A 22,979-nucleotide genomic window follows, 5' to 3' on the forward strand; every position below is an offset into this window, starting at 1 on the left:
TCACAACGTGACAGGGGCTAATGGGCGCTCGGTTAAACAGGCGGCGATGATATTCAATGCCTTAATCAGTTCACGGCGATCCGCCGCGGCCCCAATACATAGCCGAATCGCTTGCGGCGCTGGCGTGCTCCCCACACAAAAGGGCTCTGCGCTGCTGACCTTAACACCCCGCTGCAGTAGCCGCTCGCACAGCTCTACGGCCCGGCTCCCCTCTGGCAGCGCAAGCCATACATTGCTGCTGTGTGAGCGCCCGCTCAAGGAAAAATCTTTTAGCCATTCGGCGGCCAACTGCTGACGCTCCGCGAGCTCTTGGGTTTGCCAGTTAAGTAGTTTTTCCGCCGCGGCCTGATTAATCCAATGGCAAACCACATCGACCATTAGCGGTGGCACCATCCAACTCTGGGCGCGAAGGCTTGCCGCTAACCGCTCGTGCAAACCTTTAGGCGCACGCAGTACGCCAATTCGCAGACCACCCGCCAGCACTTTAGCGGTGCTAAATACAAACAGCGTGCGCTCTGGCGCAAGCAGGTAAAGGGGGGTACCGCGCTGCTCAGCGGGAAGATACTGCACGCCGTCTTCAATCAGCCAGATATCGTAGCGCCGTGCCAGCGTTACCAGTCGTTCGCGGCGCGATTCGCTTAAACACGCGCCGGTGGGGTTATTCTGTTCCGGCGTTAGATATATCGCTCTAGGTGGCTGCCGGGCACACTGCGCCTCAAGCAGATCCATGCGCATCCCTTCACTGTCTTGACCAATGCCTACCAACTTTAGATGCCCCTGCTGCGCTGCGCTGATGGCACCGGGATAGGTCAAGGCATCGGCGGCCAGCAGCTCGCCCGGCCTTAGCAAGGTGCTGAGCGCCAAACTAAGGCCATGCTGCCCACCCTGGGTAATGAGCAGTTCATCGGCCATCAGCGGCATACCCAAAGTATTTAACCAGCTAGCGAGTACTTCACGATGCTCATGACGCCCCTGTGCCTGTTGGTAGGTAACACCGCGCTCTAATGCTGCCCCTGATTGACTTAAAGCGAGCAGCGCTTCGCTCAACAGCGTCTGCCGTAACGGATGAGGCGGTGGCAGGCTAAGACTTAAATCGATCACACCGGCCGTTTCGTCAGCGGGAAACGTCAGGCTAAAAGCATTGTTTTGGGTTTGGCTCTTCACATAGGTGCCGCTACCCACCCTTGCCGATACCCAGCCATTGCGTTCAGCCTCAGCGTACCCCCTGGTTACCGTGCCGATAGTCACACCTAGCGCGTCCGCCAAGCGGCGCTGGGGCGGCAATCGCTGCCCAGGCAGCAGTGTTCCCGCCTGAATAGCGGCTTCAATGGCGCTGGCAATAGCCCGGTAGCGTGAACCAGAAAACTCCTTAAGCGAAGGCACCCAAATTGTCATGGTGACAATAAAACCTTTGACGTCAATTTAATCCCCATTATGCTGGTAAAAGCCACACTAAAACAATCCCCCACCCCATATTGTATGGATACAATCAGATGAACAGCGAATGGTTAATTCTCGGTCCTGCCGCGCTCTATATGATGTCGATGACGCTTACCCCAGGGCCAAACAACGTTATGTTGACCGCCTCTGGCGCCAACTTCGGCTTTAGGCGCACGCTGCCGCATATGTGGGGGATTTTAGGTGGCTGCTTTTTGCTGTTTGCGGGCATAGCGTTGGGCTTGGGCGTGCTGTTTGAAAGCTACCCGGCGATTCAAACGGCACTGCGCTGGATAGGCAGCGCGTATTTGCTCTATTTGGCTTGGAAAATTGCCAGCGCCCCGCCGCCTAATCTTAAGGCACAGGCTCATAGCGTACCCTTTACGTTTTGGCAGGCAGCGGCGTTTCAGTTCGCCAATCCTAAAGCGTGGGTAATGGGACTAGCGCTGATGGCGGGGTTTCTACCTGAAAGTGGCCAACCGGTATTTAATGCATTGCTACTTGCAGGCTTTGCGGAGATGGTGGCGCTGCCCTGTATTGCGCTATGGGCCGCCTTTGGTAGTGCGATCGGGCAGTGGATCAAAACAGATGTCGCGTGGCGGGCGTTCAATATCACCATGGGCATGCTGACCGCCGCCTGCGTCGTGCTGATTTTAGGATGAAATACCTTAGCCGCAGCGCAGCGCTTCTATAACATCTTGATCATCAAGATGAATATTCAAGCGATCCGGGCGGTGATCCATGGTAGCCATATCACCAGGGCGCAGCACGCGCACCTGTCGAGCGCCGCTATCACTTTGTAACTGCGAAACGTTAGCCTCTTCGAAGGGCTCCCCAATAGCGGATTGAATAGCGTCCAGATCACACTTGGCAGCCTGCTCATTACTGGAACCGTTCGGCGTTACCGTAGGCGGCGGTGGCGCTGCGTCTACGTCGTCGTTGGCAGGAGAAATCGGCATTTGGGAACTAACGCAAGCCGTTAGCAGCAGCGCGCAAGCGCTAACAGCGGCAAATTTAACCAGCGTAATACAGGGTTTCATCCTTGAATCTCCAAAAAGTAGGTTATGGGTATAGGCTATAAAACCCCACGGGCCAGGCGTTAGCCTGACCCGTGGGATACCACTATCTTTCTAATGAAAAGTTAACTCGCAGCATCCTGGACAGCTTTACCGCCTTCTTGCACATCCTGACCAGCGCCAGCGATGGTATTGCAACCAGTTAGAACACCCGCTGTCATCAGCAGCATAAAGCTCATGGCCAATATTTTTTTCATTTCCGTTCTCCTTAACGAGTCGTTCAACATCGGGAAACTCCACTGGCAACTTAATTTGCCACTTGGGAGTTTTTTCAGGGTAACAGCGTTTGAGCAATCGCGCTCGCTTTCACTAATTTACTTCACGGCTGCTATGCTAACAATCATTTAAAGCGCTGTCTGGAGCCTATCTTTTGATTAATTTCGAGCTAGATGAACGCCTTGCCGCAGATACCTTACCCATCGCAGACCTCCCGCTAAGCCGTGCGTTGCTGATGAATGACGCGCGCTATCCCTGGGTGATTTTAGTACCGCGCCAGGCCACTATCAGCGAAGTATTTGAGCTTTCTGGCGACGACCAGCAGCAGCTGTGGCGTGAAGCCACTCTGCTAGGCGAGGCAATGAAAACAGCGCTTAAGGGTGACAAAGTCAACATTGCCTCGTTAGGCAACGTGGTTAGTCAACTGCATGTACACGTTGTGCTTAGACGTCACAGCGATGCGACGTGGCCAGCACCGGTATGGGGCAATGGCAGTCCCGAACCTTACGATCTGGATGGTCAGGCGCAGTTAAGGGATCAGCTGCTGGCACTTATTGATGGGCTTGATGTGTAGAATACTTCTACCCCGTTAATGGGTGGCCTTGCCGAGCAGGCGGCTCATTGAGAAGCGGCCCACTGGCAGGCTGTGCGACACCCGCAACGCTAAGCGAAATCCCCAGCACTACTATCAGCGCACCGCCGGTCAGAGCCACCCAGCCGGTAGTTTTTTGTACACCGCGCTGGCTGTACTGCTGCCTAGATAAGCGCCGCTGCGCCCAGCCACGGGCAAAAATGCTCGCCAGGGCGAGCGCTGACACCGTGATCCCTGTGCCGACCGACATGGCCACTACCGATGCCACGCCCACCTCAAATTGACCCAGCAAGCTGGCCGCCCCCAGCATTAATACCGCTCCACTACAGGGGCGCATACCAATGGCGCCGACCGTCATCATCGCCGTACGCCAATCTAACGCCTGATGCGGTTCAATATGGTGAGCACCACCGCAACAGTGGCTGTGGTCATGACCATGGCTATGTTCATGGTCTTGATTATGTTCATGGTCTGGGCTGTGCGAATGAGCCGCTCGCTCGGGCTGGTAGGCTCTCCGCAATTGCTTGACGGCCCGCCAGCATAGCCACGCCCCTAACGCCGCCACCAGCAAAAAACTAGCCTGCTCCACCCAGACAACGCTGCCCATGGCCTGCCGGGTTACCCAGCCTAGGCCATAAACCAGCACAACGACCAGTGCAATGGCGGTCACGCCTTGCAGTAATGAGGCGGCGAAAGAGAGTCCCAAGGCACGCTTTACCGCACCTCCGTGGGTGGCTAGGTAAGTCGCCAAGACGGCTTTACCATGCCCAGGCCCAGCAGCATGAAACACGCCATAGGCGAAGCTGATACTCAGTAGGCTTACCCATGTCGCCATGGTGGGGGTGCGCGACAGTTCGGTAATCGCCAGCGTTAGCGAACGGTGCAGATCACGCTGCCAACCAAGTAACTGATAGCTCACGCTCTGAAACCTACCTTGCCAAACCATGATGAGCACCGCCGCGACTAGCAGCAGGCCCAGCATTAACCCTAACTGACGTGTAAAGGGTCGTGTTAAGGACATCTAACCGCTCCATCGATAAGTTGTTATAAGGTAACATAGCAATAACATAACACGGCACCGCCTGTTTTCGAACAGCGCCTAGCGACAATCAACTTGGCCGGTTTCGGCAAAATAGCGCCCCAAGCCGGGCTCACCACTCTCATCTTTATCGAGCAGCGCCGCTTGCATCACCAGCTCAGGGTCGGGGTCAGCGGGGAGAATAGACAACTCGCAACTAGGTTCACCGTGAAGAATCAGCGCATCATCCCGTGGCTGACCACCCTCCTCCTCGTGCACCACTTCGATGTAGTAGGTGGAGTCAAACACTTGGTACGTAAGCAGAGCGTCATTCAGCGCCTGGGGACTTTCCAGCGGCAGGATAAACATAAAGGTTAGCCGTCCATCCCGCTCCATGGCGGTATATTCGCTTACCTCGCCCAATGCCTGGCGTTCCCCGTTTATATTCACTTCGGTTAAATAGTGCTGCCCGGCAAGATTATCGCGAATCTCTTTACCAAGCTGATCAAGCCCCTCTTCTAGACTGGCGTTTTCCACCTGCTGTAGCTCTTCAAAAACGACCAGACTGTAGAAAGGATCCATCCGCCAGGTTTGATGCAGGCCACTCACCATGCCCTGATCATCGGTGATGACCCGCACACTCAGGTCGATCCAGCCGTGAGGGTGGGCACGGGCATCGGGACTAACCACAAGGCTACTCATGCCCAAGCAAACGGCGACTGCGCTACCTGCCCACTTCATGGTGCGACCCCCAGCTTATGCTGCAAGGCGACAAGCCAAGGATCGAGCAAATAGGGCGGCAAGGGTTGACTCCCCTTCAGCGCCGACACGCGCACGCGGCTGCCACTGCCCTCTTCACTCACCTGCAACTGCAGGCGGTACTCAGGCCAACGGGCAAGCGATGCCTCGGCGCGCCCCAAGGACAGATCCGCATGGCGTACCACATAGCCCTGCTCTACCATCAATTCCACGGCTTCGCGAAAGGTTTCCTCTGAAGAGGTAGCGTAAACCAATTCACGGGGTTCCAAAGGCGTTGTCGTCGCGCAGCCAGCCAATCCTCCCAGTAGCACCATTAACAACCAGTGGCGAATTTTCATAACGGCCTCCCGGTCGCAGGTACCGTTTGCGTAAAGCTGGTTTGAAAGCGCTGACAAAAATCGTCGTTGCTGGCACTGTAGGATTCACGCAGATCCCCCCAGTGATCGAAGCGGCGGATGTCTCGGGATATACGAATATGCGTGTCGTCCACCAATAGCGATACACGCTCCACCTCCACCGGCTGCTGGCCCACGCCACCGCCATAACCAATCCCCCCGATGCCAAAACCGACACCGGAACCACCGCGCCCTATGCCCAAACCACCAAACAGGCGCATTCCATGACCAAAGCTGTAAGCATCATCGTAAGGATCATAATAACCGTGCAGTGGCCGTTCACGGCTGGCGCTGATCAAGCCCAGGGAGGTATCGGTAGAGTTCAGAGTAAACCCCCATTCAGTGAGCACCTCAACGCTGGCTTCTAGCGCCCGTTCATGGGTGGCGGGAAAATAGCACGAGGCCGCAGGCGCTGGTTCTGCTTGCGGCAAGCGATCAGGAACCACTTGACAGCCAGCAAGCGCCAACAAGCAGGTGAAGCTAATAGGAATCGACTTCATGTTAGTCCCTCTAATGGGCGAGGTCGCTGGTTTGGCGCAGTCTAGCGCGCTAAGCTCGCCAAAGGTGGTCATACTTAACTGACATTGTAGGGTAATGAAGACACCGTCTTGAAGACACCGTTTTGCGGAGATCGTGCTAATGAATGTTTTGCTTTGCCCCGACAGCTTCAAAGATGCACTAAGCGCCCAAGACGCAGCGGCCGCCATGGCGCGGGGCGTACAGCGGGCTAACCCTGAGGCTCACGTTCAGGTCTGCCCTTTAGCTGACGGCGGCGAAGGCAGTTTAGACGCACTGATCGCCGCCACCGGCGCCGAGCGGCGCCAGCTAAACGTTCAAGACGCCCTGGGTCGTCCACGTCAAGCGGCCTGGGGCTGGCTGAGCGACCAGCGTACCGCGTTTCTTGAGCTGGCAGAAGCCAGTGGCTTACAGCATCTTGAGATTGATGAGCGCAATGCCCTCCACACTTCCACGTTCGGGGTGGGAGAGCTGCTGTTGGCGGCCCTGGATCAAGGCGCTGAAAAAGCGCTTTTGCTGCTTGGCGGCAGCGCTACCAATGACGGCGGCGCCGGTATGCTGCAGGCACTAGGTGCGCGCTTTTTAGATCGACACGGCGAACATCTCCCCCCAGGCGGCGCGGCGCTTAATCAATTGGCTAGCTTAGAGCTCAACGGGCTAGACCCGCGATTAGCCAAGCTTACCCTGGAAGCCGCCGTTGATGTAGATAACCCTCTGCTGGGCGAGCACGGTGCCAGCGCGGTATTTGGTCCGCAAAAAGGTGCATCGCCTGAAGAAGTCGAGCAGTTGGATCGTGCGCTTGGTCACTTCGCCGATATCAGCGCTCAAGCATTAGGCGATGATTATCGAAAGCTACCAGGCGCAGGGGCGGCGGGTGGCATGGGGTTTGCGGCCAAGGCTTTTTTAAATGCCACGCTAAAGCCCGGCATTGAGATGATTATGCAGCAGGCCGACATGGCTTCGCTCTTGGCATGCGCCGACCTGGTGATTACCGGCGAAGGCCGTTTGGATGGACAGAGCCTGGCGGGTAAAACTCCCATTGGCGTCTCCCGTGCCGCCAAGCGTCTTCGCAAACCCGTCATTGTGCTGGCAGGCAGCCTAGGAGACGGCTGGCAAGCCTGTTTTGATGAAGGCGTCACCGCCGCTTTCGCGTTAGCCGATGGCCCCATGACGCTAGCCGATGCGCTACCGCGCACCGCTGAGCTACTGGAAGCACGCTGTGAAAGCCTGCTTCGGCTGTGGGTGCACAGACCTTGAAATCTATGTAGACCTTGAAAAAAGCTCTTGCCGCCAGCATCTATTAAATTAGCAAAGGGTAACGACAGCGGCCTAATGTCAAAGCGCTAATGTCAAAGCTCTATGGCAGCGATGCAAAAAACTTGTTTTGCATCGCCCCAATGACACCCTATTCTGGAAACACGCATCAACCGCCGCCTACTGTGACATAAACACTGCGGCATAAAGAGGAAGCAGGATATGACTGACACCAATAGCATTGGTCTACACGAAGGAAGCGCTAGTCAACTCGCCGAAAAGCTCAACCACCTGCTGGCCAACTACCAAATTTTCTATATGAACGTGCGCGGCTACCACTGGAATGTTCGCGGTAGCGACTTTTTTGAGCTGCACGCTAAATTTGAAGAGTTCTATACCGACCTGCTAACCAAAGTGGACGAAGTTGCAGAGCGTATTCTGACCCTGGGCCACAAGCCGGTACACGCCTACAGCGACTACGTAACGCTGTCACGCATTCAGGAAGATAAAGACGTTCACGACGGCACCACCTGCGTCAAAGGCGTGCTGAAAGGCTACCAAACGATCATTGAACTACAGCGTGAACTGCTAGCGCTAGCGTCTGACGCCGACGATGAAGGCACCGCGGCGCAAGCCGGTGACTACATCCGCGAGCAGGAAAAAACCATCTGGATGCTCAACGCCTATTTAAGCAAGTAAGCGTCATGTTTTGATGTAAAAGCGGCACCGTCGAGGTGCCGCTTTGGTATTCGCGCGGGAGGATTAACGCTGATCGGCAAGATCTTCAATCAGCGCCCGCAGCATTGACCAAAACTCCGCCACAGAGGCTATCTCCACCCGCTCATCCGGCGAGTGAGCGCCGCGAATCAGCGGGCCAAAGGATATCATCTCCAAATGCGGGTATTTGCTGCCAAGAATGCCACACTCGAGCCCCGCATGTATCACCTTCACCTCCGGCTCACGATCCAGCAGCGCCGCATGGCGTGCTTTAAAGGTCGCTAGAAGCTCGCCGTTCGGATTCGGCGCCCAACCGGGGTAGCCGTTTTCCACTTTTACCCGTGCGCCGATCAATCCAAACAGCGCTTGAAAGCGATCCGCCATGGCCATCACTGCACTGTCGTGGAGTGAGCGTACCAGTGCACAAAGGTGCAACCGCCCATTCTCCAGACTTAGTACGCCCAGGTTATTGGAGGTTTCCACCACGCCTGGCACATCCGCGCTCATCCGTTCGACGCCACAGGGGGCCGCGTGAAGCGCTGCCAGCAACATAACGCTGGCGTCCAAGGTTAGCGGCTCCGCGTCGGGTATCTCAGTCAGACGTTGGGCGCTAACTTTAAGGCCGCTGTCGCCACTGCCTAACTCTCTTAATAGAATCGTTTCCAGCCCGGCGATAGTCACCATGGCCGCATCCACTTCATCGGCGGGCAGCGCCACCTGGGCAAAGGCTTCTCTGGGGATTGCATTGCGCAAGGTGCCACCATGGTAGCTAATCAAGCGCGCATCAAAGGCTTCCAGCGAACGCAGCACTCTGACCAACAACCGGTTGGCGTTACCCAGCGGCTTATGGATATCCGCGCCGGAATGGCCGCCCTTCAGGCCGGTCAAGGCGATTTCGATCACCCGCTCATGGTCACCAGCAGCAGCGCTGGGCAGTTGGGCATCAACTTCAACATCAGCCCCACCTGCGCAGCCAATATAAACCTGCCCCCGATCTTCGCTATCCAGGTTGAGTAGCAGCGAGCCTTCGAGCCAGTCCTCAGCCAGGTTCAGCGCGCCGCCCATCGAGGTCTCCTCCTCCAGAGTGAAAAGCGCTTCCAGCGGCCCGTGGCGTAAATCAGGGTCTTCCAGCACAGCGAGAATCGCCGCCACGCCCATCCCATTGTCGGCGCCCAAGGTGGTGCCCTCGGCGTGCAACCAGCCGTCGGCGACATAGGTAGCGATCGGGTCACGGGTAAAGTCGTGCGCATGATCGCTGTTGGCCTGGGCCACCATGTCCAGATGACCCTGGAGTACCACGCCCGGAGCCTGTTCACAGCCGGGAGAGGCCGGTTTACGCAGACGTAAATTACCGAAGGTATCCCGGTCGTGGGCGAGGCCTTGGGCATCGGCCCAGCTTTCGAGGGTAGCGACGAGTGCCGCCTCATGCCCAGAGGGGCGCGGCGTGTTACAAAGCGTTCGAAAGTGGCGCCAAACCAAGGAAGGCTCAAGCGCGTCAAGATGTGCGTTCATAAAGACTCTTCGTTATCGGTAACCGGGCTACTTTACCTCAATGAGACTATTAACAGCGAGGCGTAGGGCTTTCATGGCGTCATTGTGAGCATTTGCTAAGGCGATATTTTGAAACGCCCAGGCAGATAACTGTTGATGCGCCTGCTGTTGTGGCTCAGTTAAAGCACGGTGGCTGGCTACGCGGGCCAAGGCTTGCAGAGCTGGGCGGGCAAGAGCTGGGTCGCGATGGGCGGTCGCTACGTCCTCAATATCCTGACACTCTCGGTCACTCAGTGGCATGCTCGGCATTTGAGCCAGCAGCACTACGAGCACCTCAGCGGGCAGCGCTTTCAGCTCAAAGGCCAACAGAGCTGGAAGCGCCATCTGAAAGCGCTCACGGAGATCCCCAAGCACCGCCTCGCCCTCCGAAGTCAGCGCTTTGGCCACCATAACGGCAAACTCACCGGTGGACGTCTCCCGGGTCATCCCTAAACGTACCGGCGTAAAACCCAGCGCCAGCCAAAAACGCAGCAGTGACGCTTCAGCGCCAAAGGTCGCACCATAAAGTGCCACGCCTTGCTGTTTGGCAGCGGCCATATCCTCGTCTAGCAACGTTTGCCCCAAGCCTTGGCGACGCCGTTCGGGGTGGGTCGCTATACGCACTACCCGCCGCCAGCGAGCGGTCAGTGCTTCGCGGCTACCGACGTGGGTCGCCAGTGATTGCGCCAACAAATGCCCCTGAGGGCGTCGTTCACCGCGGGCGACCAGGTCGGCGAGGGCTGGCTCAAAGCCGCCCTCTTCACGGGTAACCAATACCGCTTGAGGCTCGCCTGCCTGCTCAATCATGCGTAGCTGAGTCCCTGGGCCGTCAAGTAGTTGGCGCAGGTCATTGGGTGAAGTGCGGTAGTGGGACTGTACCAGCAGCCCAAACAGCTTCTCCAACATAGCGTCTTGATGGGCGAGCCGAGCTCGATCAATCACCTTGGCTGCCACTGCTCCGCCATCCGTCTGAGCGCTGGGCAGCGGTGCTTTTAACAACAGCAGTTGATTGACCAGAGCTTCCAACGGGTCGCCGCTGCGCCAGCGAATGGGCGCGTTAAGCGTTAGCGCTTTCCACTGGGGCGTCAGGCGATCAAGGGTAGCGCGAAAGCGCAAGGCGAAACCTCTCCCCGACCCCTCATAGCCATGCACCGTGGTGGCAAAAGCAATACGCGGAAAAGCGGCGAGCCACTGGCCCAGCAGCGCCGCGGGAATCGCCGCCGCCTCATCGACCATTAGATAACTGCCATCACCGCCCTGCTGCTGGGCGGTAATCTGCTCGGTGAGAACATCCGGGGGTAAAAAAATCAGTTCGCTGCCCTGGGCCAGCACAAACTGGCCTGGGGCAGTGCGACGGCCGTCCGGGCAAAGTGCCGCTACCCGCTCGAACACGCTCTCCACCGCACTCAGCCGCGGCGCGGTGAGCACTACTCGTTGGGCTTTGCGGGTTAGCAGCCGAGCGCAGGCAATACCCAGCGCGGCGCTTTTGCCACGCCCACGATCAGCGGTTATGACCAACGGACGGCGGCGCTTTAAACCAACCAGCTGTTTCACTGCGTAAGCTTGATCTGAGGTCAGGCAGTCGCTATCGCCACTTGCGGTTTCGCCTGCTTTGCACACAGGCAGTCGAGGCAGATACAGCGCCTGGTCAGCCCGCCAGCGCACTATCTGAGGCGCGGCCTGCAGATGACGCACCAAGCGCGCCAGGTAGTGACAGCTCAGCTCTGACCAGTGCCAAGGATGATCAGCAAAGCGTACGTAGTCCGGATCTGGTGACTTCCCCCACGGCTGCGGGGTAAGCAATACCAGCAAACCTCCGGCGGTGAGCGTTCCCGACAATGCCCCCAAGGCTTCGGGATCAAACCCGGTGCCGTGGGTGTCGAGCACTACCAACTGATGCTCTGCACCCAGGCGCGTGCGTGCCTTGCGTGGCGAAAGGTGCTCATCTCCCACCCATAACGGCGCACTCCAGGCGTGGACTTGCCATAAAGCCTGCGCAATGGACTGGCACTGCTCGGCATCGCCGCTTAGCCACACTAGCTGGCGCCAATGGCGGCGGGCTAAGCGCTGGGCATGATGAACCAGCGCCACCACCATCCGCTCTTGCGATTTATTCGCTAGCACAGGGGTATTTAGCAAATGACTCTCCATTTCAGAGCGACTGCTTCCCATCACGTTACCCTTTTAAATGTGTCAGTGTGCTGGTGAGCGTCTTATCGCGTGCCTTATGCTTACAACTTTGGTTGAACAATTTAACTCCTTTCAACGTTTTCGAGCTACTTAGCCACTCTCCTTGACGCTAAAAAATACACATAACGATTTGTTTTAATTATTTTTATAAAGTTTTTCTATACAAACCCATGACTGAAATCTCTTACATTACTGATATTGCACCGCAGCGGGGTTGATGTGCTAATTTAGCTCTGAAGCGCCAAAATACTTGTTTACGTAAACGTAACCCAGTGGCGCTGCACTTTCCTGACTTCAGGTAACCAACACTAATAACGCCACACGCCAAACCAGGAAATACATCATGAAAAAAATGACCAAATTTGCCCTCACTGGCCTCGCCGCTGGTATTGCCTTAGCGACTCTAACAACCACCGCACAAGCACAAGAACAGTGGACAATGACCACCACCTGGCCGGAAAACCTTGATCTGATCAAGATTGACCAGCACTGGGTGGAGCTGGTCAATAAACTGGCGGGCGAAGAGCTGCAGATCAACTTCCGTGCCGGCGGCACGCTAATGCCCGGCACTGAAGTGTTCGATGCCACCGAAACAGGTGCTATTCAAGCCTCTGGCGATTGGCCCGGTTACTGGGCAGGTTTAAACCCGGCTTTCTCACCTCTGGCGACCACCACCAGCCTGTTTAATGCCGTGGATTATATGAACTGGATCCAGCAGTGGGGCGGTTTTGAGCTCTATCAGGAGATCTATGGCCAGTACAATATGGTGTACCTGCCCTACGGTGTTACTAACAATGAATCCGGCTTTATGGGCCGAACACCGATCGAAAGCATCGCCGACCTAGAGGGCAAACGTCTGCGTCTTTCGGGACGCGACCAGGGACGTGTGCTTGAAGAACTGGGCGGTTCGCAGGTCACCCTGGCGGGTGGCGAAGTGTACCAAGCCATTGAGCGCGGCGTTATCGATGCCGGTGAGTTCTCCACGCCCGGCGTAGACTTCAACGCGGGCTTTGCGGAAGTGGCCGACTATTGGGCAACGCCCGGCTGGCACCAGTCGGCCAGCGTCTTCGGCGTTATGATCAACAAAGATGCCTGGGATGCCCTTTCCGAAGAGACCCAGGAAACACTAAAAATCGCTTCGAAAGCGACGATGGCTTGGTCGCTTTCTTGGTCTGAGCACGAATCAGCCGCAGCCACGCAGAAGTTTATTGACGCGGGCGTGACAATCAATCAGTTCTCCGAAGAAGACTTGGCCCGCATTCAAGACGTGACTAACGAAGTCATCTTGCGGGGCGCGTGTGAAGACTCCGATCACGCAAAAGTGTACCACTCAATGATTACTTATATGCAGGAGTATGCCCCTTGGCGTGATGTGACGGCACCGTTCAATATGACCCGCACTATCGACAATCTGCCTTCACTAGAAGAGATCGAAGCCTGCCTGTAAGGCGTTTAGGTACCGCCCCAGCTACTCTGGGGCGGTTGGTTTTGGGCTGTGGAGAGTTTCCATGAATGCGATTGCCAAGGCGATCGATGCGATTAACGAGCTGTTTGGCCGCATTATTGCGCCTTTAATTGCCATCATCACCCTGATAGTGCTGTACGACATAGTGTCCCGCTTTTTCTTTGGTCGGCCAAGCGACTGGGCATTTGATGTCACCAAAATGTTATTTGGCGCTCACTTTATGCTGATGGCCGCTTATGGGCTACGCCACCATGCGCATGTGGAAGTCGACGTGTTGAAACGATTACTGTCGCGCAAAAAGCAGGCAGTTTTAGAGCTAATCAGCTACTTGGTGTTCTTTGTTCCGTTTATTTGGCTGTTGCTAACCTACGGCTGGAGCTTTTTTGAGCGCTCGTTCAGTCGTGGCGAAACCACCTACGGCATGGTCGCTATTCCCGTTTACCCGGTAAAAGGGGTCATTGTAGTGGCAGCAGCGCTTATTCTGTTACAAGCGATCGCTATTGTGCTGCGCGCCATCATGCAGCTTCGTGAGGAGGAGACCGCATGAGCGCAGAACTACTGACCCTGGTCATGTTTGGGGGGCTGTTAGTCGGCCTGTTTATGGGCCACCCGCTGGCCTTCGTTCTCGGTGGAATGGCGGTAATAGGCGCCTATCTAGGGCCAGGTACCAACACACTTGGAATCATTATTAACAATGTCTATGGCAACGCGATGGATAACTATGTCCTGGTCGCTATTCCGCTGTTTATTTTGATGGCGCGCTTTCTTAACGACTCGGGCGTTACCGAAAAAATGTTTGATGCTATGCGGCTACTGCTAGCCAACCTTAGGGGCGGGCTTGCGCTTACCGTTGTAGTTGTGTCAGTGCTACTGGCGGCAACTACCGGCATCGTTGGAGCCTCCATTGCCGTCATGGGCATGATTGCCTTGGTGCCAATGCTAAAGTATGGCTACAACAAAGAGCTAAGCGCCGGTGTCATCATGGCCAGCGGCTGTTTGGGCATTCTGATTCCGCCTAGCATCATGCTGATTTTAATGGCTAGCTACTCACCGGTTTCCGTGGGCGCACTATTTGCGGGCGCGCTAATACCCGGCTTACTGCTCGGTGTAATGTACGCTCTGTATGTGCTGGTGATCTGCTGGCTGAAACCCAGCTATGGCCCGAAAGTGCCTGCAGAAGAGCGCGCAGAAGTTAGTACTAAACAGCTGCTGATCATGCTGGGGAAGTATGTAGTGCCGCCGATGACGCTGATTCTTGGCGTACTGGGCGCACTATTCACAGGGGTAGCGACTGCCACTGAAGCTTCAGCGATTGGTGTGTTTATCGCCTTCTTACTGTTTTTGATTTTCGGTGATCGTAAATTATCGACCTGCTATCACACGCTTATTGAGGCGGGTAAAACCACCACTATGGTGATGTTGGTACTGGTTGGGGCAACAGCCTTTACCGGGGTATTCTCGATTGGCGGCGGCATGACCGTGATAAGCGACTTTGTTCTGGCCATGCCTGGCGGCACCGTTGGCGCGCTGATCCTAATGCTCTTCCTGGTATTTATCCTGGGCATGTTCCTGGATTGGACCGGCATCGTGCTGCTGAGCTTCCCGATCATGCTGCCCATCGTCGAAACCATGGGCGTGGATATACTCTGGTTCGTGGTGATGGTGGCAGTAGTGCTACAAACCTCATTCCTGACTCCGCCCTTTGGCTATGCGCTGTTTTACTTAAAAGGCGTGGCTCCCCCCGGGGTCGAAATCGTCGACCTGTACAAAGCGGTAGTGCCTTTCGTCGCTTTGATACTACTAGCGTGTACGCTAATGGCGTTCTTCCCCTGGTTGATTACCGGCCTGCCTAGAATGCTGTTGGGTGGTTACTAGGCCCTCTGAACTTAAAGCTTAACGTGCAACCATTATGGCCCGCTTCGGCGGGCTTTTTTGCACCGCCTACCCGCCTGCAAAGCTGCAGCAGCGCAGCGCCAGTGCTACTATTCACGCCCGTCACTATTTCGTATTGAGTTTCGCATTACGTGTGCTGCGCTACTTTCCGGTTTTCTATTACTGCTTTTAGTCAAGGCAAGGAGTGTTCGCTTGCTCAGATCCAGCTATCGCGGGCTATTCGCCTTCTCCTCTTCGCTTAGCCGTCGCGCTAGCCCCTGGTCAATTGCCCTGATCGCAGTGGCGCTCGTCGTAGCGCTGCCTGTGCTGGTGGTATTTGCCCATATCGCGATGCCCACCGACGGCGTTTGGCAACACTTGGCCAGCACCGTACTTGGCCGCTATTTAAACAACACCTTCTGGCTCGTTGTGACCGTAGGACTCGGCACGCTGATCATAGGCACAGGGACGGCCTGGCTGGTGGTGATGTGCCGCTTTCCCGGCAAGCGGCTATTCGAGTGGGCGCTACTGCTGCCGTTAGCCGTACCCACCTACGTTATCGCCTACGCTTACACCGACTTTCTCCAATTTGCTGGGCCGTTACAAAGCCTGCTACGCGAGACGTTTGGCTGGGGGTATGGCGATTACTACTTTCCTAACATTCGCTCCCTGGGTGGCGCAGCAACGGTGATTACCCTGGTGCTCTACCCTTACGTCTATCTGCTGGCCCGCGCCTCGTTTTTAGAACAGTCGGTCTGCGTGCTGGATGTAGGCCGCACCCTCGGCCGCGGCCCCTGGAAACTGTTTGCCAGCGTCGCCGTACCGTTGGCACGTCCGGCGCTGGTGGGTGGGGTATCGCTGGTGCTGATGGAAACACTTAACGAGTTTGGGGCGGTTCAGTTCTTCGGCGTCGATACCTTTACCACCGGTATCTATCGCACCTGGTTTGGCATGGGTGAACAGGTAGCGGCGGCGCAGCTGGCAGCGTGCCTGCTCACCTTCGTGATTGTGCTAGTGCTGCTGGAACGCTGGTCACGGGGTAAGCGCCGCTATTTCCACACCACCAATCGCTATCAGCAGTTGCCCGAATACGTATTGAACGGCTGGCGCGCTGCAGCGGCGACACTAGCCTGCCTGGTGCCGGTACTGGTGGGCTTTTTACTGCCCAGCGGAATTCTGCTCAATTTAGCCTTGCAAGGGGGCGATTCGCTGTGGGGCTCACGCTTTATCGGCTACGCCTGGAATAGCCTGGGGCTGGCAACGGTGGCCGCGGTGATCGCCGTCGGCTTGGCCGTTGTGCTGAGTTACGGCGTGCGCATGCACGATACGACGTTTGCGCGAGTGGCTTCTCGAGTCGCCTCTATGGGCTACGCGATTCCCGGTTCGGTAGTGGCGGTGGGTATTCTGATTCCGTTTGCCTGGCTGGATAACGCCCTCAACACCTGGCTGAATAATCACTATGAGTACATCGTTGGCTTGGTCTTCAGTGGGTCGGCATTTATTTTGTTATACGCCTATGTCGTGCGCTTTTTAGCCGTCTCGTTCAATGCCGTTGAGGCGAGCTTAGGCAAAGTGACACCCAGCATGGATGCCGCCTCGCGTACCCTGGGCCAAACGGCGGGGGGCACGCTGCGCCACATTCATACGCCAATGATGCGCAGCAGCCTGTTGGCGGCAGGAATTTTAGTCTTCGTTGACGTCATGAAGGAGCTGCCCGCGACAATTATCCTGCGCCCCTTCAACTTCGACACTTTGGCCGTGCGGGCGCATAACCTCGCCTCTGACGAGCGGTTGGCCGAAGCATCGACGTCGTCATTGGCCATTGTGGTGGTGGGCATCCTGCCGGTTATTCTGCTTAGCATGGCCATGCGCCGCTCACGACCCGGGGCTAAATCCTAAGGTTTGAGCGGGAAAACAAACACCTGGGAAAGGTCGAGGTGAATATCCACCGGCTGCCCCTCAGCGGGTAAAAACACCCCTGGTACACGGGCGTGCAGGTGGGCCTCAAGACCGTTTTCACCATGAGCACACAGGTGCAGAAGGCTGGTACGGCCCAGCAGCTTCGCCATTACCACATGACTATGACGGTGCTCATCCGCAGGCAGTTCACGTTCAACAATCCGCAGCGCCTCAGGCCGAATCATGACCTGTGCGTCGCTGCCTTCCGCTAGCCCACCGGCTGGCACCCGCCCCACTGGCGTGTTCACCGCACCATTATGCACCTTGCCCTGCAGCTCATTGACATCACCAAAAAAGGTCACGACAAAAGGGTCTTGAGGGGCGCAATAAAGCTCTCGTGGCGTTCCCGTTTGGACGATCCGTCCGTCCCGCATCAGCGCGATGCGATCGGCCATAAACATGGCCTCTTCGGGGTCATGGGTCACCAACAGCGTCGCCGCGCCGACTTTTTTCAGCACGTGCAGCGTGTCGTCGCGGATGCGATCGCGTAGACGCGCATCCAGGCTTGAGAACGGTTCATCCAACAGCATTAAGCGCGGAGATGGCGCCAGCGCTCGTGCCAGGGCCACCCGCTGCTGTTGCCCGCCTGAAAGCATGTGCGGGTAAACATCGATATACGCGGCCATACCCAACTGCTCCAGCAGCTTGGCCGCCCGCTCTCGACGCTCGCGAGAGGCTAAATGTTTAAGCCCAAAGGTGACATTCTCCAAAACGGTTAAGTGGGGGAAAAGAGCCGAGTCTTGAAACGCCAACCCGACATTGCGCTTTTCAGGCGGCACGTGACGCTGCCCCGGGCCTGCAATATAAATATCCTCCAAGGAAACGCTGCCCTCTTGCAGAGCTTCTAAGCCCGCCGCGATACGCAGTAGCGTAGTTTTACCGCAACCAGAGGGACCCAATAGGCAGACCACCTCGCCTGGAGCAACGCTTAAGTCCACCCCTTTGACGACCGTATGGCCATCATAAGCGTGGCGTACATTGTGCAAGGTTAACGCCGATGAGCGAGTTGCTGCCTCAGCATCCCTTCTTTCAATTACCTTTAGAGTTGCTGTCATAAATCACCGCTATTAATTAGCACTGCCTGAATAGCACTTTTCAGGTGAGCAAGCCGCACCTTAAGAAGAATAAACGCGGATTCAGTACATTTGAAAGTTGTTTGCATTCTATTTTTTATTGGCCGGTTATGCACGTACCACCTTTTAGGTAGGCGTTTCCTCTTGACGTAGGACAAATGAAACGCTTCAATAACAATGTTAATAATGTAACTTATTATCATTCAATAAATAAGGATGTACTTGATGAAAACCGTACGCTTTGTTGCTCCGATGGCAGCGATGATGGTGGGTGCTACGTTTGCCGGTCAGGTCGCTGCAGACGAGCTCAACCTTTACTCCGCGCGCCACTACGACTCTGACGAGCGCCTCTATGATGCGTTCACCGAAGAGACAGGCATCGAAGTCAACATCCTTGAAGGCGATTCCGACCAGTTGATTGAACGCATTCAGCGCGAAGGCGTGGCCAGCCCTGCAGACATCATGCTCACCGTCGATGCTGGCCGCCTCTGGCGCGCTGAAGATGAAGGCATCTTCCAAAGCGTCGAGTCGGACGTTCTCAATGAGCGCCTGCCTGAAGCCATGCGCCACCCTGACGGCCTGTGGTTCGGCTTTAGTCAGCGTGCCCGGGTTATTTTCTATAATCGCGAAAACTTCGATCCGAGCCAGATCTCTAGCTACGAAGATCTTGCTGACCCGCAGTTTGAAGGCAAGGTATGCATTCGCTCTTCCAACAATATTTACAATCAGTCCCTGCTCGCCGCGATGATTGAGCACCATGGCGAAGAGGGTGCCGAAGAGTGGGCCCAGGGCGTGGTTAACAACATGGCGCGGGATCCGGAAGGTGGCGATACCGACCAGATTCTGGGCGTGGCCAGCGGCGAGTGTGACATCGCAGTGGCCAATCACTACTACTATGTTCGCCTGCTGAAGTCTGATGACGACGCCGAGCGCGAAGCCGCCCGCAAAGTGGGTATCATTTTCCCCAACCAGGATGACCGCGGCACTCACGTGAACGTTGGCGGCGCCGGTGTGGTGGAAGGAGCACCTAACCGCGAAAACGCCATTCGCTTCCTAGAGTACCTCTCTTCCGACACTGCTCAGGAAATTTTCGCCTCCGGCAACAATGAGTTCCCGGTAGTTGAAGGCATCAAGAAGGATCCGGTGCTGGAATCCTGGGGCAACTTCAAAACGGATGACGTGAACATCAGCGTGCTGGGTGAAAACAACCCTGAAGCGATCCGCATTTTTGATCGCGTCGGCTGGCGTTAAGCCCCCCTTCCCGCTTTAAGGGAAGAACATCGCTAGACCAAAATCGCCTAAGTAGAGGCTAGAAACACCCGCATCTGCGGGTGTTTTGCGTTATAACGCGCCTAAACATGCTGGCACTGGCGGCAAGCTTTGGAGACGACCATCTTCCTGCATATAGAGGGTACGCACCTGACTTTCAGGCAGCTCTAATGGTACGTGGCTAGAAATAACCAGAATCCCATGCTGAACACGGCGCACAAGGCTAGTGACGACATGACGCCGAGTTACCGCATCAAGCCCGGCTAACGGTTCATCAAGCAGCAGAATGGGCCTTTGCGCCAGCAGCACGCGCCCCAGGGCAATACGTCGCGCCTGCCCACCGGAGACGGCTGCGCCATACTCACCCAAAGGCGTCTCCAGCCCCAGGGGTAACCCTCGCGCCCAGGAGCCCAGCGCTAGATCATCAAGCACGCTCCATAGCTTTCTATCACTGGCATTGCGGTCTCCAAGGCGTAGGTTTTCGGCCAAACTCATGTCGAACAAATCCCACTGTTGAGGCAGATAGCCGACGGTATTGTTCATCGACCACTGCTCAATGGGGTAGCCGTTAAGCCAACACTCCCCGGACTGCGGCAGCAACTCACCGGCCAATACCTGTAAAAGAGTCGATTTCCCACACCCAGAGGGGCCATGCAAACAGAGTATTTCCCCGCTCGTTAATGCTAGGCTTATACGCTGCGGCCCCACCAGTGCGCCGGGCAGGCGCGCTGTTAGTTGGCTGATATTTAGCTGCCAGGTGAGCGGTGTGGTTTGCGACCCTTGAGTAGCGGTTTGCGTCTTTGGCGCTGTTTCCGTCAAAGCATTGAGACGATCCCGGGCGGCAAGGCTCGCGCCCAAAGCAAGAAAACTAGCTGTCAGCGGTGCCAGTATTTCCCCTAATGCCAGGATCGCTAAAATCGCCGCCAACAGCATTGGCACCGTCAACAAACTGGCCGCTAACAGCGCCTCTGCCTGCCATAGCACGCCAACAATGCTCATCCCCAGCGCCACCTGCTGCAACGCCGTGGTCAGGCTGGCAAGCAGTAATTGGCGTTCCTGATGCGCCAGGTAGGCAGCATCACAATACTTCACTCTTTGCGCCATCTCCGCCCATCGTCCCCACAGCACCAGTGAGGTAATCGACGGCAAAGGTTCGATCAGCGCCATGCGGCGGCGCTCGGCAAACTCGGCACTCTGCCGGGCCTGACCAATACCGCGCCATAACGCCAGCAGCGGCAATCCCAGCCAAGCCACCAGCAACCCCGGCATCGCGGCCCATAACAGTGGGTCACTTAGCCAGTAAAGGCCTGCCATAACGACCATCGCCATTAGCCCGGCCCACCCCCAGGGTAGTAGCGCCCGCAATACAACCTGATCCAGCTGGTCAATATCGGTGACCAGCCGATGCATGGTGCTGGCCGTGGTGTGACAGGAAGTGAGGGATGAGTGGGAATCCACCTGCAACGGTTTTTGCCCCAATGCCACAAAAAATCGACAGCGCAGATCCTTGAGCAATCCCAGCGCGGCATCATGTGAGGCTAGGCGCTCACCATAGCGCCCGGCCGTGCGAACGATGGCACACAGCCGAATCAGCGCTGCAGGGCGAAAATAGTCGAAACCGAAGGCGGTCGCCGTCATCGTACCGGCAACTGCAGCCGCGGTAATAAACCAACCCGAGATAGCCAGCAAGCCAATCACAGCCAGCAGCGTAGCGGCGCCTAGCAAGAACGCCAGCGACCAGCCGCCACGCCGAAGCAGCATCAAATCACGCAGCCGGATGGTGGCAGGCTGTTCCGCAGAAGGTGTCTTGTTTAGCCGCAGCATGCCATGGCCTCTCTTGATGTCAGCTCTATTGCGCGGTCAACCCACTCCAACCCCGCCGACTCGTGACTGACGATGATCACACTACGCCCGCGGCTAAGCTTTCCGATCAATGTATTGAGTTGCCAAGCGGCATCTGGATCGAGATGCGCCGTGGGCTCATCGAAGAGCCATAGCGCAGCATCGCGAAGTAGCAACTGCGCCAATCCCAAACGTTGTAGCTGGCCACCGGAGAGCCCCTGTCCGCGCTCGCCCAACTGCGTGGCAAGCCCATTACCGCGCTGTAAAATCGGCCAGAGCCCGACCAGGGTCAGAACCTCAACAAGCTCTTCATCTGTTTTATCCGGGCCCGCCAGGCGTAGGTTTTCCCCAACGCTGCCAGACTGTATCGGCGGTTGCTGACTCAGGTAGCCAAGCTGGCCTTGCCAAGCGATGCGAGACCACTGGGAAAGCTCGCGACCATTCGCCTTCAGGTTGCCCTGGTAGGCGGTAAATCCCAGCAGGGCTTGCAACAGGCTCGATTTGCCCACCCCGCTTTCCCCCTGCACTAGCAGCCGTTCGCCCGCGGCCAGCGTCAGGTTAAGTGGGGCCAGACGCAGGCGCCCGCCCTCACCGCTAACACTCAGTTCGCAACATGCCAAGGCCAGGGGCTCAGCGCTGTCCACTACCGGAAATAGCGGCGCCCCTTGGGGTTGCCAAGTGTTAGCATCCAGCAGCGGCGTCAACACCTGCATGGCACCGACGGCCTCAGCACGAGCATGATAATCGCTGCCCAATTGGCGCAGCGGCGCGTAGAACTCGGGTGCCAGCAGTAAAATAAACAGCGCCCCCTGATACGGCACCGGCACTTCTGCTTTCGCCCAGGGCAACAGGCCAAGTAGCCCCAAGCCAAGGTAGAGCGCCACCAGGGCAATCGCCAAGGCAGCAAAAAACTCCAGCACCGCGCTGGATAGAAAGGCGAGTCTAAGTACCCGCATGGTACGCACACGGTAGGCGTCACTTGCCTGGGCGACCTTGGCCTCTGCTTGGTCAGTTGCTCCCAGACGCTGCAGCGTCGCCATCCCACGAACCAGGTCGAGGAAGCGGCCCCCCATACGCGCCAAGGCGACGAACTGCTGCTGACTGGCCCCCGCAGCAGCACGCCCCACCAGGATCATAAACAGCGGCACCAATGGCGCGGTCATCAGCATCAATCCCGCGGCCAACGGGCTATAAAGCGCTACCACTGCCGCTATCAGGCAGGGCACTAGCACCGCCAGCAAGCTCTGTACCCGATAGCGGCTAATGTAGCCGTCCAAGGCATCCACCTGCTCCAGCATCTGGGTGGCCAAGGCGCCATCACTGCCAAACTGACGTCTAACCGGCCCAAGGTGGCCAAGCTGCGTTAATAACTGGCTGCGTAAGGCGTCACGGGCACGCAGACTGGCCTGACGAGACAGCCATTCCCGGCCAGCGTGGAGAAAGGGGCGTAGCACGATGCAAATGACCAGACCTGCTAGCCAAGCCGTCGGATGGCCCGTCGACTCCCTACCCTGCCAAAGCAGTAACCAATGGTGGAAAAGCGTGGCCAACAGCCAACTCTGAGCAATCAGCAGCACCACGCCGATCATTGCCAGCAGCGTGGCACCCCGCAACCACCAGCATTGCGGGGCTAGGCATCGCTTCAGTCGCTGCGCTGGGTCAGTGGCTTCAGTCGCTCCGCTCATGCTCGGATTCGCCTTCATAGCCATTCACTTCAAGCCACATGGCGTTAAGAATACTGACGGCAGCGGCCAGCGTGACACCCAAAATCCAAGCGAAATACCACATACGATCCCCTC

At 56.8% G+C, this 22,979-nt stretch carries 22 protein-coding genes; 9 read left to right on the forward strand and 13 right to left on the reverse strand.

Annotation, left to right across the window (positions count from 1 at the left end):
- Positions 1 to 1,395, reverse strand: coding sequence for an aminotransferase-like domain-containing protein (locus SR894_RS16345; RefSeq protein WP_133732079.1), 1,395 nt, complete (start codon positions 1,393 to 1,395; stop codon positions 1 to 3).
- 98 nt (positions 1,396 to 1,493) lie between these two features.
- On the opposite strand from SR894_RS16345, the gene SR894_RS16350 reads away from it, so the two are divergent.
- A complete protein-coding gene (locus SR894_RS16350; protein WP_223288111.1) occupies positions 1,494 to 2,099 on the forward strand; it encodes a LysE family translocator in 606 nt (201 codons plus the stop codon).
- A 6-nt stretch (positions 2,100 to 2,105) separates the two neighbouring features.
- Here SR894_RS16350 and SR894_RS16355 read toward each other — a convergent pair whose 3' ends face one another.
- Both SR894_RS16355 and SR894_RS16360 read right to left on the reverse strand, forming a co-directional pair.
- Positions 2,106 to 2,477: an I78 family peptidase inhibitor gene (locus SR894_RS16355; RefSeq protein ID WP_223288112.1), complete on the reverse strand. Its 372-nt coding sequence runs from the start codon at positions 2,475 to 2,477 to the stop codon at positions 2,106 to 2,108.
- A 101-nt stretch (positions 2,478 to 2,578) separates the two neighbouring features.
- Positions 2,579 to 2,710 carry an entericidin A/B family lipoprotein gene (locus tag SR894_RS16360; protein ID WP_223288113.1) on the reverse strand — a complete coding sequence of 44 codons (132 nt, stop codon included), beginning with the start codon at positions 2,708 to 2,710 and terminating at the stop codon, positions 2,579 to 2,581.
- A 173-nt stretch (positions 2,711 to 2,883) separates the two neighbouring features.
- Between SR894_RS16360 and SR894_RS16365 the strand changes: the two genes are divergently transcribed.
- Positions 2,884 to 3,303: an HIT domain-containing protein gene (locus SR894_RS16365; RefSeq protein WP_133732076.1), complete on the forward strand. Its 420-nt coding sequence runs from the start codon at positions 2,884 to 2,886 to the stop codon at positions 3,301 to 3,303.
- A 7-nt stretch (positions 3,304 to 3,310) separates the two neighbouring features.
- On the opposite strand, the gene SR894_RS16370 is transcribed toward SR894_RS16365, so the two are convergent.
- From SR894_RS16370 to SR894_RS16385, 4 genes are all read right to left on the reverse strand, one after another.
- The gene (locus SR894_RS16370; RefSeq protein ID WP_223288114.1) at positions 3,311 to 4,342 is read right to left on the reverse strand and encodes a nickel/cobalt transporter; all 1,032 of its coding nucleotides are present in this window, start codon (positions 4,340 to 4,342) and stop codon (positions 3,311 to 3,313) included.
- Positions 4,343 to 4,420: 78 nt separating this feature from the next.
- Complete coding sequence (locus SR894_RS16375) at positions 4,421 to 5,080, reverse strand: DUF1007 family protein (RefSeq protein WP_223288115.1); 660 nt, start codon at positions 5,078 to 5,080, stop codon at positions 4,421 to 4,423.
- Positions 5,077 to 5,436: a hypothetical protein gene (locus SR894_RS16380; RefSeq protein WP_223288116.1), complete on the reverse strand. Its 360-nt coding sequence runs from the start codon at positions 5,434 to 5,436 to the stop codon at positions 5,077 to 5,079. The genes SR894_RS16375 and SR894_RS16380 overlap by 4 nt, the downstream gene beginning before the upstream one ends.
- On the reverse strand, positions 5,433 to 5,993 hold the full coding sequence (locus tag SR894_RS16385) for a hypothetical protein (protein WP_166650395.1): 561 nt from the start codon (positions 5,991 to 5,993) through the stop codon (positions 5,433 to 5,435). The genes SR894_RS16380 and SR894_RS16385 overlap by 4 nt, the downstream gene beginning before the upstream one ends.
- Before the next feature lie 139 nt (positions 5,994 to 6,132).
- On the opposite strand from SR894_RS16385, the gene SR894_RS16390 reads away from it, so the two are divergent.
- Positions 6,133 to 7,266, forward strand: a complete 1,134-nt coding sequence (locus SR894_RS16390; RefSeq protein WP_223288117.1) for a glycerate kinase — start codon at positions 6,133 to 6,135, stop codon at positions 7,264 to 7,266.
- Positions 7,267 to 7,485: 219 nt separating this feature from the next.
- Positions 7,486 to 7,962 carry a Dps family protein gene (locus SR894_RS16395; RefSeq protein WP_027958621.1) on the forward strand — a complete coding sequence of 159 codons (477 nt, stop codon included), beginning with the start codon at positions 7,486 to 7,488 and terminating at the stop codon, positions 7,960 to 7,962.
- 63 nt (positions 7,963 to 8,025) lie between these two features.
- On the opposite strand, the gene SR894_RS16400 is transcribed toward SR894_RS16395, so the two are convergent.
- A complete protein-coding gene (locus SR894_RS16400) occupies positions 8,026 to 9,492 on the reverse strand; it encodes an aminoacyl-histidine dipeptidase (RefSeq protein WP_223288118.1) in 1,467 nt (488 codons plus the stop codon).
- A gap of 27 nt (positions 9,493 to 9,519) precedes the next feature.
- Positions 9,520 to 11,661 (reverse strand): tRNA(Met) cytidine acetyltransferase TmcA, encoded by a 2,142-nt coding sequence (locus tag SR894_RS16405; protein WP_133732158.1) that lies wholly within the window; start codon positions 11,659 to 11,661, stop codon positions 9,520 to 9,522.
- A gap of 382 nt (positions 11,662 to 12,043) precedes the next feature.
- Here SR894_RS16405 and dctP point away from each other — a divergent pair, with 382 nt between their 5' ends.
- The 4 genes from dctP (at position 12,044) to SR894_RS16425 (ending at position 16,936) form a co-directional block, all read left to right on the forward strand.
- Positions 12,044 to 13,147: a TRAP transporter substrate-binding protein DctP gene (dctP, locus tag SR894_RS16410; protein WP_223288119.1), complete on the forward strand. Its 1,104-nt coding sequence runs from the start codon at positions 12,044 to 12,046 to the stop codon at positions 13,145 to 13,147.
- Positions 13,148 to 13,208: 61 nt separating this feature from the next.
- Positions 13,209 to 13,712 carry a TRAP transporter small permease subunit gene (locus SR894_RS16415; RefSeq protein ID WP_133732069.1) on the forward strand — a complete coding sequence of 168 codons (504 nt, stop codon included), beginning with the start codon at positions 13,209 to 13,211 and terminating at the stop codon, positions 13,710 to 13,712.
- Positions 13,709 to 15,040 (forward strand): TRAP transporter large permease, encoded by a 1,332-nt coding sequence (locus tag SR894_RS16420; protein WP_133732068.1) that lies wholly within the window; start codon positions 13,709 to 13,711, stop codon positions 15,038 to 15,040. The genes SR894_RS16415 and SR894_RS16420 overlap by 4 nt, the downstream gene beginning before the upstream one ends.
- A gap of 210 nt (positions 15,041 to 15,250) precedes the next feature.
- Positions 15,251 to 16,936 (forward strand): ABC transporter permease, encoded by a 1,686-nt coding sequence (locus tag SR894_RS16425; protein WP_223288120.1) that lies wholly within the window; start codon positions 15,251 to 15,253, stop codon positions 16,934 to 16,936.
- Here SR894_RS16425 and SR894_RS16430 read toward each other — a convergent pair.
- On the reverse strand, positions 16,933 to 18,051 hold the full coding sequence (locus SR894_RS16430) for an ABC transporter ATP-binding protein (protein WP_133732066.1): 1,119 nt from the start codon (positions 18,049 to 18,051) through the stop codon (positions 16,933 to 16,935). The genes SR894_RS16425 and SR894_RS16430 overlap by 4 nt on opposite strands.
- 243 nt (positions 18,052 to 18,294) lie before the next feature.
- Between SR894_RS16430 and SR894_RS16435 the strand changes: the two genes are divergently transcribed.
- Positions 18,295 to 19,320 (forward strand): Fe(3+) ABC transporter substrate-binding protein, encoded by a 1,026-nt coding sequence (locus SR894_RS16435; RefSeq protein ID WP_133732065.1) that lies wholly within the window; start codon positions 18,295 to 18,297, stop codon positions 19,318 to 19,320.
- Positions 19,321 to 19,410: 90 nt separating this feature from the next.
- Here SR894_RS16435 and cydC read toward each other — a convergent pair whose 3' ends face one another.
- From cydC to cydX, 3 genes are read right to left on the reverse strand one after another with little or no spacing between them, the layout of a single operon-like run.
- The gene (cydC, locus tag SR894_RS16440) at positions 19,411 to 21,162 is read right to left on the reverse strand and encodes a thiol reductant ABC exporter subunit CydC (protein ID WP_223288121.1); all 1,752 of its coding nucleotides are present in this window, start codon (positions 21,160 to 21,162) and stop codon (positions 19,411 to 19,413) included.
- Positions 21,150 to 22,865 (reverse strand): thiol reductant ABC exporter subunit CydD, encoded by a 1,716-nt coding sequence (cydD, locus tag SR894_RS16445; RefSeq protein ID WP_227405788.1) that lies wholly within the window; start codon positions 22,863 to 22,865, stop codon positions 21,150 to 21,152. The genes cydC and cydD overlap by 13 nt, the downstream gene beginning before the upstream one ends.
- Positions 22,849 to 22,968: a cytochrome bd-I oxidase subunit CydX gene (cydX, locus tag SR894_RS16450; protein ID WP_053856982.1), complete on the reverse strand. Its 120-nt coding sequence runs from the start codon at positions 22,966 to 22,968 to the stop codon at positions 22,849 to 22,851. Before cydX ends, cydD begins: the two co-directional genes overlap by 17 nt.
- Between the last annotated feature and the right edge of the window lie 11 nt (positions 22,969 to 22,979).

This window comes from Vreelandella neptunia (assembly GCF_034479615.1).
GTDB classification, from domain to species: domain Bacteria; phylum Pseudomonadota; class Gammaproteobacteria; order Pseudomonadales; family Halomonadaceae; genus Vreelandella; species Vreelandella neptunia.